14 protein-coding genes and 2 pseudogenes are annotated in these 13,142 nt (G+C 68.7%); 8 read left to right on the top strand and 8 right to left on the bottom strand.

Annotated elements, in window-relative coordinates; translation table 11 throughout:
* Window position 1: 1 nt before the first annotated feature.
* Both x551_RS02070 and x551_RS02065 read right to left on the bottom strand, forming a co-directional pair.
* On the bottom strand, window positions 2–2,167 hold the full coding sequence (locus tag x551_RS02070; protein WP_036229327.1) for a type I secretion system permease/ATPase: 2,166 nt from the start codon (window positions 2,165–2,167) through the stop codon (window positions 2–4).
* A gap of 16 nt (window positions 2,168–2,183) precedes the next feature.
* On the bottom strand, window positions 2,184–2,729 hold the full coding sequence (locus tag x551_RS02065) for an NUDIX hydrolase (RefSeq protein ID WP_011829469.1): 546 nt from the start codon (window positions 2,727–2,729) through the stop codon (window positions 2,184–2,186).
* Between the two features lie 104 nt (window positions 2,730–2,833).
* On the opposite strand from x551_RS02065, the gene x551_RS02060 reads away from it, so the two are divergent.
* From x551_RS02060 to pgeF, 3 genes are read left to right on the top strand one after another with little or no spacing between them, the layout of a single operon-like run.
* Window positions 2,834–3,541: a fumarylacetoacetate hydrolase family protein gene (locus x551_RS02060; RefSeq protein ID WP_036247412.1), complete on the top strand. Its 708-nt coding sequence runs from the start codon at window positions 2,834–2,836 to the stop codon at window positions 3,539–3,541.
* 11 nt (window positions 3,542–3,552) lie between these two features.
* Complete coding sequence (gene maiA, locus x551_RS02055; protein WP_036229325.1) at window positions 3,553–4,194, top strand: maleylacetoacetate isomerase; 642 nt, start codon at window positions 3,553–3,555, stop codon at window positions 4,192–4,194.
* A 59-nt stretch (window positions 4,195–4,253) separates the two neighbouring features.
* A complete protein-coding gene (gene pgeF, locus x551_RS02050; RefSeq protein ID WP_051511812.1) occupies window positions 4,254–4,964 on the top strand; it encodes a peptidoglycan editing factor PgeF in 711 nt (236 codons plus the stop codon).
* On the opposite strand, the gene x551_RS02045 is transcribed toward pgeF, so the two are convergent.
* Window positions 4,878–5,162 (bottom strand): hypothetical protein, encoded by a 285-nt coding sequence (locus x551_RS02045; protein ID WP_036229322.1) that lies wholly within the window; start codon window positions 5,160–5,162, stop codon window positions 4,878–4,880. The genes pgeF and x551_RS02045 overlap by 87 nt on opposite strands.
* 126 nt (window positions 5,163–5,288) lie before the next feature.
* Here x551_RS02045 and phaC point away from each other — a divergent pair, with 126 nt between their 5' ends.
* The 4 genes from phaC (at window position 5,289) to x551_RS26330 (ending at window position 9,493) form a co-directional block, all read left to right on the top strand.
* Window positions 5,289–6,971 (top strand): class I poly(R)-hydroxyalkanoic acid synthase, encoded by a 1,683-nt coding sequence (gene phaC, locus x551_RS02040; protein ID WP_036247406.1) that lies wholly within the window; start codon window positions 5,289–5,291, stop codon window positions 6,969–6,971.
* A 73-nt stretch (window positions 6,972–7,044) separates the two neighbouring features.
* Window positions 7,045–8,226 carry an acetyl-CoA C-acetyltransferase gene (locus x551_RS02035; protein WP_011829464.1) on the top strand — a complete coding sequence of 394 codons (1,182 nt, stop codon included), beginning with the start codon at window positions 7,045–7,047 and terminating at the stop codon, window positions 8,224–8,226.
* A gap of 113 nt (window positions 8,227–8,339) precedes the next feature.
* Window positions 8,340–9,077, top strand: coding sequence for an acetoacetyl-CoA reductase (phbB, locus tag x551_RS02030; RefSeq protein WP_011829463.1), 738 nt, complete (start codon window positions 8,340–8,342; stop codon window positions 9,075–9,077).
* Window positions 9,078–9,229: 152 nt separating this feature from the next.
* A complete protein-coding gene (locus x551_RS26330) occupies window positions 9,230–9,493 on the top strand; it encodes a hypothetical protein (protein ID WP_036247402.1) in 264 nt (87 codons plus the stop codon).
* An 89-nt stretch (window positions 9,494–9,582) separates the two neighbouring features.
* Here the strand turns inward: x551_RS26330 and lexA are convergent.
* Window positions 9,583–10,259, bottom strand: a pseudogene (lexA, locus tag x551_RS02020) (transcriptional repressor LexA).
* A 95-nt stretch (window positions 10,260–10,354) separates the two neighbouring features.
* On the opposite strand from lexA, the gene x551_RS02015 reads away from it, so the two are divergent.
* The gene (locus x551_RS02015; protein ID WP_036229318.1) at window positions 10,355–11,302 is read left to right on the top strand and encodes an asparaginase; all 948 of its coding nucleotides are present in this window, start codon (window positions 10,355–10,357) and stop codon (window positions 11,300–11,302) included.
* A 278-nt stretch (window positions 11,303–11,580) separates the two neighbouring features.
* Here the strand turns inward: x551_RS02015 and x551_RS26770 are convergent.
* The 4 genes and pseudogenes from x551_RS26770 to x551_RS02000 all read right to left on the bottom strand — a co-directional run.
* A pseudogene (locus x551_RS26770) lies at window positions 11,581–11,889 on the bottom strand (NRDE family protein); the annotation flags it as partial.
* On the bottom strand, window positions 11,787–12,269 hold the full coding sequence (locus x551_RS26765; protein WP_253950274.1) for an NRDE family protein: 483 nt from the start codon (window positions 12,267–12,269) through the stop codon (window positions 11,787–11,789). The gene x551_RS26765 and the pseudogene x551_RS26770, both read right to left, overlap by 103 nt.
* Window positions 12,257–12,556 carry a DUF4936 family protein gene (locus x551_RS02005; protein WP_036229315.1) on the bottom strand — a complete coding sequence of 100 codons (300 nt, stop codon included), beginning with the start codon at window positions 12,554–12,556 and terminating at the stop codon, window positions 12,257–12,259. The genes x551_RS26765 and x551_RS02005 overlap by 13 nt, the downstream gene beginning before the upstream one ends.
* Window positions 12,557–12,580: 24 nt before the next feature.
* On the bottom strand, window positions 12,581–13,142 hold a 562-nt coding region (locus x551_RS02000; protein ID WP_036247394.1), incomplete at its 5' end, for a folate-binding protein YgfZ.

The raw sequence follows: 13,142 nt of genomic DNA, 5'->3' as shown, positions 1-13,142 counted from the left end.
GCTAGGCCGCCCTCGTGATGCGACCGGCGGCAAGCGCCTGCATGATCTGCTCACGCGGCCCGTCGGCGACAACACGTCCCTGGTCGACGACGATCAGCCGCGTGGCCATCGGCAGCAGCGAGGTGCGGTGCGTGACCAGCACCACCGTCTTGTTGCTGGCGATCGAAGCGAGGCGCGACGTGACGTGAGCTTCGGTGGCGAAATCCATGGCGCTGGTCGGCTCGTCGAGCAGCAGGATCGGCGCGTTGTGCAGCACTGCGCGGGCCAGTCCGACGCTCTGGCGCTCGCCGCCCGACAGCGATTCGCCGCGTTCGCCCACCGGCATGTCGAAGCCGCGGGGATGGCGGTTGACGAACTCGCTGAGTCCGGCCACCTCGGCCGCCGCGACGATGGCCTCGTCATCGGCGTAGGGCAGACCGAAGGCGATGTTCTCGCGCAGGTTGCCGAAGAACAGCGTCACGTCCTGCGACACGTAGCCGAGGTTGCGTCGCACGTCGGCCGGGTCGAGCTGGCGCAGGTCGATGCCGTCGAGCAGCACGGCGCCCGCGGTGGGGGCGTACAGGCCCAGCATCAGCTTCTCGATCGTGCTCTTGCCGGAGCCGACCTTGCCGATCAGCGCCACCCGTTCGCCGGCGGCGATCTTGAAACTCACGCCGTCGAGCGCACTGTCGGAACGTCCCGGGTAGGCGAAATGGACGTCCCGGAACTCGATCTCGCCGCGCAGTTCGCGCCGGTGGATGAAGGCATTGCCGGCCGGCCGCTCGACGGGCTGGGCCATGATCTTCTCCAGCGATTCGAGCGCCGTCACCGCCCCCTGGTACTGCAGCAGCAGGCCGACGATCTGCCCGGCCGGCGCCAGCGCACGGCCGCTGAGCATCGTGGCGGCGATCAGCGCACCCATCGTCAGCTGGCGGTCGCCGATCAGGTAGACGCCGATGACGATCAGCGACACGCTCACCAACTGCGTCAGCCAGGCCGTGGCCGACAGCGCGGTGGACGACAGGCCGCGCATGCGCATGTTGATGCCGGCCAGGTAGGCATTGGTCTGCTCCCAGCGGGCCTGGATAGCGCTTTCGGCACCCTGGGTCTTGACGGTCTCGATCGCGGTCAGGCTCTCGATCAGCGTCGCGTTGCGCTGGGCGCCGGCCTGCCAGGTGGCCTGCGACAGCTCGTGCAGCCGGTGCTGCAGGATGTAGCCGACCACCACGACCAGCACGAAGGCGACTACCACGGGCGCAGCGAGCCAGGGCGACAGCCAGAACATCACGCCGATGAACAGCAGGGCGAACGGCAGGTCGATCAGCGCCGTGACGGTGCTCGAGGCGATGAAGTCGCGCACCTGCTCGAAGCCGCGCAGATTGGACGCGAACGAGCCGACTGCCGCCGGCCTGTGAGAGAGCTGCATCCCCAGCACGCGCTCCATCAGCGTGGCCGAGATCTGCACGTCGATGCGGGCGCTGGCCTCGTCGACGAAATGGCTGCGCAGCGTGCGCATGAACAGATCGGCGCTGATGACGATCAGCACCCCGATCGCCAGCGCCCACAGCGTCTCCTCCGCATGGTTGGGCACCACGCGGTCGTAGACGTTCATCGAGAACAGCGGGAAGGCGATCGCGAACAGGTTGATCAGCAGTGCCGCCCACAGCACGTCGCGGTACACGTTCCGCTGCGCCAGCACGGCGCCCCAGAACCAGTGGCCGGCGCGGGTGGCGCGCACCTCGGGCGCACGTTCGTCGAAGCGGAACTGCGGCCGCACGAACAGCATCACGCCGCTGTAGCGCTCGGCCAGCTGGTCGGCGTCCAGCGTCACGGCACCGGCGCCGGTCTCCGGCATCAGCACCTGCCAGGCGCCGGAGGCATCGCGGCCAAGGAGCACGCAGGCGCGCTCGTCGTGCAGCACGGCGATGGCGGGGAGCGTGGCCGTATCGACCGCATCGAGCGCCATGCGCTGCAGACGCGCGGTCATCGCCGCCCGGTCGGCAGCACGTTCGGCCAAGGCCAGCGTCAGGCGGCCGTCGACCAGCGGCAGGCCCGCCGACAGCGATGCGCGCGATGCGGCCACGCCGTGCACGCGGCAGACTTCCAGCAGACAGTCCAGCAGCGGGTCGGGGTGGATCAGGTCTTCGCGCAGGCGGGTCGTGGCGGTGGAAGAGGGCGGTAGCGTCATCGGGACAGGCGTGTGCTCATGCGATATCGGCACAGTGCAGCCCGAATTGACCCCCGGCCCGGTCGGCGAAGTAACGGCGCAACGTCTCGGCCGTCGTGCGGAAGGCCAGGTGCTCCCACGGCACCTCGGCTTCGCGGAACAGCGCCACCTCCAGCGACTCGACGCCGGGCGCGAAATCGAGATCCTGCAGCGCGGCGCGGTAGAAGAAATGGACCTGGCCGACCCGCACCACGTTCAGGACCGAGAACAGCCCCTGCAACTGCACGCGCGCGCCGGCCTCCTCGTCGGTCTCGCGCAGCGCGCCTTGCTCCAGCGTCTCGCCGAGTTCCATGAAGCCGGCCGGCAGCGTCCAAAGGCCGTGGCGCGGTTCGATGGCCCGCCGGCACAGCAGCACCTGGTCGTCCCAGGTCGGCAGCGTGCCGACCACGTTCAGCGGGTTCTCGTAGTGGATCGCCTCGCAGACCGTGCAGACCGCGCGTTCACGGCTGTCGTCGGCCGGAATGCGGTAACCGACGGGACCTCCGCAGGTCTTGCAATGCCGGAAACTGCGTGCGGAGAACATGGCGAGCGAGTGTACCGGGGCCCTCGCGACGAACCCATGGCGGACCTGTGCCCGGGTCCGCGTGGCATCATCTTCGGCGCCTTGATGAAGTTCGCCCAACGACCATGCCCATCCTTCACCATGTGATCGAACTTCCTTCCACGCCCAGCGTTCCGGTGCAAGGCCGCAGCGAGCGCTTCCCGGTGCGCCGCATCTACTGCGTCGGCCGCAACTACGCCGAGCACGCCATCGAGATGGGCCACACCGGCCGCGAGGCGCCGTTCTTCTTCATGAAGCCGGCCGACGCGGTGCTGGCGGTGGACGCCGGCACGACCGGCGAGATGCCCTATCCGGGCCTGACGAAGAACCTGCACCATGAAGTCGAGCTCGTGGTGGCTCTTGGCAAGGGCGGGCGTGACATCCCGGCCGCAGCCGCCCTCGACCATGTGTGGGGCTACGCGGTCGGGCTGGACATGACGCGGCGCGACCTGCAGAACGACATGAAGAAGGCCGGCCGGCCCTGGGAGATCGGCAAGAGTTTCGAGGCGTCGGCGCCGATCGGGCCGCTGACGCCCGCCGCGCAGGTGCCCGGCATCCACACGGCGCCGATCGTGCTCGACGTCAACGGCACGGTACGCCAGGTCAGCCACATCAACCGCATGATCTGGAGCGTGGCTGAGATCATCGAGCACCTGTCGGCCGCATGGACGCTAGCGCCGGGCGACCTGATCTACACCGGGACGCCGGAGGGTGTGGCAGCGGTCGTGCCCGGTGACCTGCTCGAGGCACGCGTCGAGGGCCTGGAGCCGCTGCGCGTGCACATCACCGGCTGAGCGGACGCGCCGTGGAGCTGTACAGCTACTTCCGCTCCTCGGCCGCGTTCCGTGTGCGGATCGCGCTGGCGCTCAAGGGACTGGCCCACGATTACCGCGCGGTGCACCTGGCGCGCAACGAGCACCTCGCCGCGGCCTATGGCGCGGTGTCGAGCGCCCGGCTCGTCCCGCAGCTGATCGACGGTGAGGCGTCGATCAGCCAGTCGCTGGCGATCATCGAATACCTCGACGAAGTGCACCCGCAGCCGCCGCTGCTGCCGGGCACGGCACTCGATCGCGCGCGCATCCGCTCGCTGGCGCTCGACATCGCCTGCGAGATCCACCCGCTGAACAACCTCCGGGTGCTGCGCTACCTGGTGCGGGAGCTGCAGGTGGGTGAGGTGGCCAAGAACACCTGGTATCGGCACTGGGTCGAGCAGGGCCTGGGTGTGGTCGAGCAGCGACTCGCGCAGGAGCCGGGCGCCGGACGCTACTGCCACGGGGAGTCACCGACGCTGGCGGACTGCGTGCTGGTGCCGCAGATCTTCAATGCGCAGCGCTTCGATTGCCGGTTGGACCACGTACCCACGGTGATGCGGGTGTTCGAGGCCTGCATGGCCGAGCCGGCCTTCCAGCGCGCGCAGCCTTCGGCCTGCCCGGATTTCGAGCCGTGACCAACCCTCTCTCCGAGGCGCTCCGGCCTCGCTTTGCGACGGCCAGGGTCGGTGCGCTGATGAGCACGCGCGCCGGCGGCGTGAGCAGGGGCGTGTTCGAGTCGCTCAATCTCGGCAGTGCGGTCGGCGACGATCCGCTCGCCGTGGCGGAGAACCGGCGTCGCTACGCGGCCGCACTGGGCGGCACGCCGGTCTTCCTGCGCCAGGTTCACGGCGTGCGTGCGCTGCGTCTGCCGCTGACCGAACCCTCGGACTCCGTGCCCGAAGCCGACGCCTGCTGGACCACCGACCCTGGCGTGGCCTGCGTGATCCAGGTCGCCGACTGCCTGCCAGTGCTGTTCGCTGCGCCGGGAGGCCTCGGCGTCGCTGCCGCTCACGCCGGCTGGCGAGGTCTGTCGGCCGGGGTGCTGGAGACGACCGTGTCCGCTCTGTGCCAGGCGGCCGGCTGCCCCGCGGCCGAGCTGGAGGCCTGGCTCGGCCCCTGCATCGGGCCACGTCAGTTCGAGGTGGGGGCTGACGTGCTGGCCGGCTTCGGCGTGTCGCAGGCAACGCCCCACGGGCGTTTCAAGTCCCACACGGCGGGGAAGTGGCTAGCCGATCTGGCAGGCCTGGCACGCGACCGACTGGCGGCGCTTGGCCTCCAGCGCATCGAGGGCGGAACCTGGTGCACTGTCGAGGAAGCCTCACGTTTCTTTTCGTTCCGTCGCGACCGTCCGCGCCATGGCAACAGCGGGCGCATGGCCGCTGCCATCTGGATCGAGCGGCGTTGAGGCCTGCGACGCCTCGGCGCGACGCCGCGCGGCACGACGCGCCGGCGTTCCAAGCAGGTAGATCATCAGCGCCACCGGGCCCAAGCCGTACAGCAAGAAGGTGAAGAACGCGCCGAGCACGCTGCCCTGGCTGTGGGTGGCTTCGGCGGCCGCCATCAGCAGTGCCACGTACAGCCAGGCGATTGCAACCAAGTACATTGGATTCAGTTCTGCGCAAGGGTGAGTCGCATAATGAATCAGGGCTGCAAGCAACGGCAAGGGGTTCAGCGAAACTTCGTGTGCAGCCGACCATCGTAGGCGAGTGGCCGACAGGCGAGGAGACACATGAACACAGGCGCAACCGGTTGGGGTGGCGTTGCCCCGGGGATGGACTTCGCCCAATCCGCGCAGCAGCTGGCCCAGGGCTGGACCGAGGCCCTCAAGGGCATGACGGGCGTGCAGCTTCCGGCCGACGCATTGCCCGCGCTGCAATCGACCTACCTGAGCGAAGCGGCCGCACTCTGGAACCAGGCGACGCAGGGTGCCGATGGGGCTCCACCGCCCGCCGACCGGCGATTTGCGGCCAAGGACTGGATGTCCAACCCGGCGGCGGCCTTCACGGCGGGCATGTACATGCTCAACGCCCGCACCTTGCTGCAGCTCGCCGACCAGGTGCAGGCCGACGAAAAGACCCGGCAGCGCATCCGCTTCGCGGTCCAGCAGTGGATCGACGCCTCGTCGCCGGCCAATTACCTGGCACTCAACCCCGAGGCGCAGCGCAAGGCGATCGAGACCCAGGGCGAAAGCATCACCCAGGGACTGCAGCATCTGTGGCACGACGTGCGCCAGGGCCATCTGTCGCAAACCGACGAGAGCCTGTTCGAGGTCGGCCGCAACGTGGCGACAACCGAAGGTTCGGTGGTGTTCGAGAACGCGCTGTTCCAGCTGATCGAGTACAAGCCGCTGACGGCCAAGGTGCACGAGCGGCCGCTGCTGATCGTGCCGCCGTGCATCAACAAGTTCTACATCATGGACTTGCAGCCCGAGAACTCGCTGGTGCGCTATGCCGTGAGCCAGGGGCATCGCGTGTTCATGCTGAGCTGGGTGAACGCCGACGAGAGCCTCGGCGACAAGACCTGGGACGACTACATCGAGCACGCGGTGATCCGCGCGATCCGCGAGGTGCAGGCGATCTCGAAGCAGGAACAGATCAACACGCTGGGCTTCTGCATCGGCGGCACGCTGTTGGCGACTGCACTGGCCGTGCTGGCCGCCCGCGGGGAGCACCCGTCGGCGAGCCTCACGATGCTGACGAGCTTCCTCGATTTCTCCGACACCGGCGTGCTCGACCTGTTCGTTGACGAGCAGATGGTGTCGATGCGCGAGATGGCGCTCGGCCAGGGCGGTCTGCTCAAGGGCAAGGAACTGGCGGCAACCTTCAGCTTCCTCCGCCCCAACGACCTGGTGTGGAATTACGTGGTCGGCAACTACCTGAAGGGCGAGACGCCGCCGCCTTTCGACCTGCTGTACTGGAACTCCGACAGCACCAACCTGCCGGGGCCGATGTACTGCTGGTACCTCCGCCACACCTACCTCGAGAACAACCTCATCAAGCCCGGCAAGGTGACGGTGTGCGGCGAGCCGCTCGACCTGCGCAAGGTCAACCTGCCGACCTTCATCTACGCCTCGCGCGAGGACCACATCGTGCCGTGGCAGAGCGCCTACGCGACCGTCGAGGTGCTGCCGGGCAAGAAGCAGTTCGTGCTGGGCGCCTCCGGCCATATCGCCGGCGTCATCAACCCCCCGACGAAGAACAAGCGCAGCCACTGGATCAACAGCCGCCTGCCCAAGACTGCGGATGCCTGGTTCGAAGGCGCCACCGAGCATCCCGGCAGCTGGTGGCCCGCCTGGGCCGACTGGCTCAAGCCGCTGGGCGGCAAGCTGGTGCCGGCGCCGAAGGCGCCCGGTGACCGCAACCACAAGATCATCGAGCCGGCACCCGGCCGTTACGTCAAGGCCAAGGCCTGACCCCTTCCACACTGTCCCTTTTCATTCCACCGCGGAATCGCCCATCCCGGTCACTTCAGCAAGGAGAATTGCCATGACCACCGACATCGTGATCGTCAGCGCCGCCCGCACCGCCGTGGGCAAGTTCGGCGGCACGCTCGCCAAGACCCCGGCGCCGGAACTCGGCGCCGCAGTGATCCAGGCCCTGCTGGCGCGCAGCGGCCTGTCCGGCGAGCAGATCAGCGAGGTGATCCTCGGTCAGGTGCTCACTGCAGGCAGTGGCCAGAACCCGGCGCGCCAATCGGTCATCAAGGCCGGCCTGCCGCAGGGCGTGCCGGCCATGACCATCAACAAGGTCTGCGGCTCCGGTCTGAAGGCCGTGATGCTGGCAGCCCAGGCCATCCGCGACGGCGATGCCGAGATCGTGATCGCCGGCGGCCAGGAGAACATGAGCCTGGCGCCGCACGTGCTGCCGGGTTCACGCGACGGCCAGCGCATGGGGGACTGGAAGCTGATCGACACGATGATCGTCGACGGCCTGTGGGATGTGTACAACCAGTACCACATGGGCATCACCGCCGAAAACGTGGCGAAGAAATACGGCATCACGCGCGAACAGCAGGACGCATTGGCGTTGGGTTCGCAACAGAAGGCGGCCGCAGCCCAGGATGCCGGCAAGTTCAAGGACGAGATCGTGCCGTTCAGCATCGCCCAGAAGAAGGGCGACCCGATCGTGTTCGCGGCCGACGAGTTCATCAACCGCAAGACCAACGCCGACGTGCTGGCCGGCCTGCGCCCGGCCTTCGACAAGGCGGGCGGCGTGACCGCCGGCAACGCCTCGGGCCTGAACGACGGCGCGGCCGCGGTGCTGGTCATGAGCGCGAAGAAGGCCGACCAGCTCGGCCTGAAGCCGCTTGCACGCATCGCCTCCTACGCGAGCGCCGGCCTCGACCCGTCGCTGATGGGCATGGGCCCGGTGCCTGCCAGCAAGCGTGCCTTGGAGCGGGCGGGCTGGAAGCCGGCCGACCTGGATCTGCTGGAGATCAACGAGGCCTTCGCTGCCCAGGCCTGCGCGGTCAACAACGAGATGGGCTGGGACACCAGCAAGGTCAACGTCAACGGAGGGGCGATCGCCATCGGCCACCCGATCGGTGCGTCGGGTTGCCGCGTGCTGGTGACGCTGCTGCACGAGATGCAGCGCCGCGGCAGCAAGCGCGGCATTGCGTCGCTGTGCATCGGCGGCGGCATGGGTGTTGCATTGACCGTGGAGCGCTGAGGAGCAACCGCGCATTCATTAAGGGTGAGCCCGGATCGGGCGAATACCCTTGACCCACGCATATCGGCACGCGACGCTAGAGCGGCCATGACAAACCACAGAGGAGCAGAACAATGAGCAAGAAGGTCGCATACGTCACGGGGGGCATGGGCGGCATCGGTACCGCGATCTGCCAGCGTCTGCACAAGGACGGCTTCACCGTCGTGGCCGGTTGCGGCCCGAGCCGCAACTTCAAGAAGTGGCTCGACGAGCAGGCCGCACTCGGCTACAGCTTCCACGCTTCGGTGGGCAACGTGGCCGAATGGGAGTCGACCGTCGAGGCCTTCAAGGAGGTCAAGGCACAGCACGGCCCGGTCAGTGTGCTGGTGAACAACGCCGGCATCACGCGTGACGGCATGTTCCGCAAGATGACCCGTGACGACTGGAGCGCGGTGATCAGCACCAACCTCGACAGCCTGTTCAACGTGACCAAGCAGGTGATCGACGAAATGACCGACGCCGGCTGGGGTCGCATCATCAACATCAGCTCGGTCAACGGCGAGAAGGGCCAGTTCGGCCAGACGAACTACTCGGCGGCCAAGGCCGGCATGCACGGCTTCACGATGGCGCTGGCCCAGGAAGTGGCCAGCAAGGGCGTGACGGTCAATACCGTGAGCCCGGGTTACATCGGTACCGAGATGGTCCGTGCGATCCGCCAGGACGTGCTCGACAAGATCGTGGCGACCATCCCCGTCAAGCGGCTCGGCACGCCCGAGGACATCGCCTCGATGGTGTCGTGGGTGGCCTCCGAGGAGTCCGGCTTCGCCACCGGTGCCGACTTCTCGGTGAACGGCGGCCTGCACATGGGCTGACGGTAAAGAGCCGGGCGCAAGGCCCGGCTCGTGTCCGGCGGCGCCTGGAAACTCAGGCCCGCCGGTCTTCGATCGCTGCCAGGCTCTCGAGCGCTGCACACACCTCCGCGAACGACCCGCCGATCGCGGCACGCCGCTGGTCCTCGGGGTCCATGGTCATCCAGAAGCGCCTCGCGGCGCGCCGCGCGTTCTCGATGCCGGCGACGCGGGGCAGCGCGGCCCTGAAGGGCGTGACCGGCCGGGGTCGCGGTGTGGCGGCTGAGACGGGGCGGGTGCGGAATGCCGGTGACCTGAACACGAGCGCCGGTACCGTAGCAGGCGCGGAGGCCTGGAAGGCGGTCTGCCACCAGCGCCGCAAGGGGTTCCAAAAGACCGTGACCATGGTGAATCTCCAATCGGAAGTTCAGCAGGATTGATGTCGATGGGCCTGGTCCGCGGGATAACACGCCGTTTGGCGCGCATGCCCACCACCCGCGGGGGCCATGAATTCAGGCGCCAGCCGATCTCACATGAGCAGGGTGTTGCGGATGAGCCCGACGGCCAAGCCCTCGATCTCGAACTCACCGCTCTCCGGCGTGACGACAATGGGCTCGAAATCCGGGTTCTCGGGCAGCAGTTCGATCGTGCCGCGCACGCGCCGGAAGCGCTTGACCGTGACCTCGTCGCCCAGGCGGGCGACGACGATCTGCCGTTCTTGGCTTCCCGGGCCTTCTGCACTGCGAGCAGGTCGCCATCGAGGATGCCGGCGTCGCGCATGCTCATGCCCCGCACCTTGAGCAGGTAGTCGGGCCGTCGAGGGAACATGCTGGCCTCGATCGCATAGCTCTGGTCGATGTGTTCCTGCGCCAGGATGGGGCTGCCCGCAGCCACACGCCCGACCAGCGGCAGCATCAGCTGCGACAGGCTGGGCAGCGGCAGCGAGAACTGCTTGTTGCGCAACTGGTTCAGCGAACGCAATGTGTCAGACTTCAGACGGATGCCCCGCGAGGTGCCGCCCACCAGTTCGATCACGCCCTTGCGTGCCAGGGCCTGCAGGTGCTCCTCCGCCGCGTTGGCAGAACGGAAGCCGAGTTCGGCGGCGATTTCGGCGCGCGTGGGCGGTGATCCGGTGCGCTCGATCGAGGTCTGCACCAGATCAAGGATCTGCTGCTGCCTGGCGGTGAGCTTGGGGGCGTCGTCCATGCGGGTGCTCCTGCGGTGTCGGGAGCCGGGCTGTCACCAGACCGGCGCACTGAATTTTTATCCAGTGACTGTATTTTTATCCAGCTTCCCAGAAAATGCAAAGCCCTGAACCCCAGCCCGTGGCGCGCGTCGTGATTCTGGCCACCGGCGGCACCATCGCGGGTACCGCGGCCACGGCCACCGACAGCCTCGGCTACACCGCAGCGAAACTGGGCATCGCGCAGTTGCTGGCAGCGGTGCCGGCCTTGACCGGCCAGCCGATCGAAGCGGAGCAGGTGGCCCAGATCGACAGCAAGGACATAGGCATGGAGGTGTGGCGCGCGCTGGCCCGCCGCGTCGCGCACCATCTCGCCCGCCCGGAGGTGAGTGGTCTGGTGGTCACCCACGGCACCGACACGCTGGAGGAAACCGCCTACCTGCTGCAGCGCGTGCTGGCGCCGTGCAAGCCGGTGGTCCTGACCGGTGCCATGCGGCCCGCCACCGCCGTGCAGGCCGACGGCCCGCAGAACCTGCTCGATGCGGTTGCGTTGGCGCGTGAGCCGGGCGCGGCAGGCGTCTGCGCGGTGTTCGCCGGCTCGGTGTTCGGTGCCTTCGATGTGCGCAAGCGCCATACGCATCGGCTCGACGCATTCGGCGCTGGCGATGACGGGGCCATCGCCCTGATCGAAGGAGGCGGCGTGCGTCGCCTGCGCGACTGGCCGACGGGCCTGCCGCTCGGCGTCGAGGTCCTCGAGCGGCCCGAGCCGCGGGTCGAGATCGTCGTCAGCCACGCCGGTGCATCGGGCGCGGTGGTCGACGCCTTGCGGGCGCACGGAGTCGATGGTGTCGTCGTGGCCGGCACCGGCAACGGCAGCCTGCACCACGCGTTGGAAGCGGCGTTGCGGAGCGCCCAGGCGGCGGGGATCGTGGTGCAGCGCTGCACGCGCGTCGCCGACGGCGCCGTGCTGCCGACCGGCCACGACGCCTTGCCGATCAGCGAAGCCCGGACACCAGCCCAGGCCCGCATCGAACTGATGCTTGCGCTGATGGCGCGCAGCGCCTGATGCCGCTGCGGCTCAGCGAGCCGGCTTGAGGACCCGCGCGCACGGATGCGCCGCGGCGGCGTGCTGTCCTTTGCCGGCAGCGCGCTGGGCTCCTCCACGGTGCTTTCCGACACCGATTCGGCCGCGGCGTGCGGCACCTGTCCCACCCCGCTGTAGCGCGGCGGCCAGTCCAGCAAACGCGAGCGCCGCAACAGGGCGACGCCCGCGCCGACGGCATAGCTGCGCTCGAACACGTGCGTGACGAGCTGGCGCTTCACTCGCTCGGTGATCACCAGCGTGGAGCAGCGCGTGCCGTAGCGCCCATCCACCGTGCGGATGAAGGCGGCGGAGAGTTGCACCTCCAGCTCACGCGGAATGCCGGTCGAAGGCAGCTCGGCATCGGCGGCCACGCTGCGGTCGACCAGCGCTTCGAACAATCGACTGGCGAGCGCATCGACCGGCTCTTCCGCAGCCGTTTCGGCGAGGGCGCCCTTCACGCGTGCCTTCAGGTGTTCGACCTTGGGCCACGGTGTGTCGAGCGCCGCGTTCGACAGCCCGTAGAGGCCACGCTCGATGCGGCGCGGCAGCGCCGTCGCACTGCTGGCCCAGAAGCATTCGCCGCGCGCGAAATCGGCCGCGACGAGGTTGAAGCCGTTGTAGCCCGACACGGCCACCTGGTCCAGAAGCGGTCGAGCGGCTGCTCGCCATGCAACCAGTGCGGCACCAGGCCGCCGCGCGAGGGCGCCTGGGCATCCTGCCTGCCCGGCGCCCGGACGTTCGTGACCAGCGCCAGGCGACCGGCAGCGGTCAGGCCCAGCCACGTGCCGCCGGCCTGCAGATCACGACCGCCCAGGATGTCGGGACCGCCACCCTGGGGCGTCCACCAGGCCAATCGCGCGGTCGGACGATCGAAGAACTCGTCGCGGTTGGACGCCAGCACCAGCGGGAAACGCCGGTCCTGGTCGAGCGCCAGTGCTACGAGGCACATGCGACGAAATGCTCGACGTGGCGAGCGCCGACCAGCCAGGGCGCAAGCCCCCGAGCGGCCCGCTCGACATCGGCCGCCAGCGCGGCCGGATCAGCGTCGGGCGGCAGGCCGTAGGTCTCCATCCAGGTGTGCAGACCCTCCTGCGCTTCAGGCCGGCGCAGCAGACGCACATCGAGCGCCGGATGGGCCGCCTGAAGGGTGATCTGCATTGCCGTCGCAGCCGCCATCAACTCGTCGGCGTGCACGTCGCGAACGCGGTAATAAATGAACAGCGCGTGCCGCCCCATCGGTGAGACAGCTGCATCGCTGCTTCAGGCCGCGTTCTCGCGCGGCACCGCGTAGGGCAGCGCCAGCGGCTGCAACCTGGCGCCGCCGCTGCTGCCGAGGTGCAGGCTGCCGTCGTCGAGCGCCGAGAGCTTCAGCTCGACCAGCGCATCCCACCCGCCGCCGGGTGCCGGCGCCGCCAGCGCGATCAGTCCACTGGGTTGGGCGTCATCACCGCTCCAGAACACTTCCTGGCCGGGCAGGGCGGCGGCGTCGCCGTGCACGAGCGCGGCGCGGCGCTTGATCGTGCCGCGGTACTGGCTGCGCGCGACGATCTCCTGCCCGGGGTAGCAGCCCTTCTGGAAGTTCACGCCACCCACCAGCTCGTAGTTCAGCATCTGCGGCACGAAGGCCTCGACGGTGTTCGCCACGATGGGCGCGACACCGCTGTGCACCTCGAGCCAGTCCCAGCGCTCCAGTGCGAGGGCCGGCAGGGCATTCAGCATCGCGTCGGTTTGCGCCGCGGGGCCGGCCCACAGCCAGCGCGCCTGGCCAGCGCCGTCGGGCAGCCGGACCAGCAGCGCGTCGTCCAGCGCATGCCGCGACCAG

It is taken from the genome of Methylibium sp. T29 (genome assembly GCF_000576205.1).
Taxonomy (GTDB): domain Bacteria; phylum Pseudomonadota; class Gammaproteobacteria; order Burkholderiales; family Burkholderiaceae_C; genus Methylibium; species Methylibium petroleiphilum.
The sequence above is the reverse complement of the archived record's forward strand: the minus strand, read 5'-3'. Positions and strand labels throughout refer to the sequence as shown.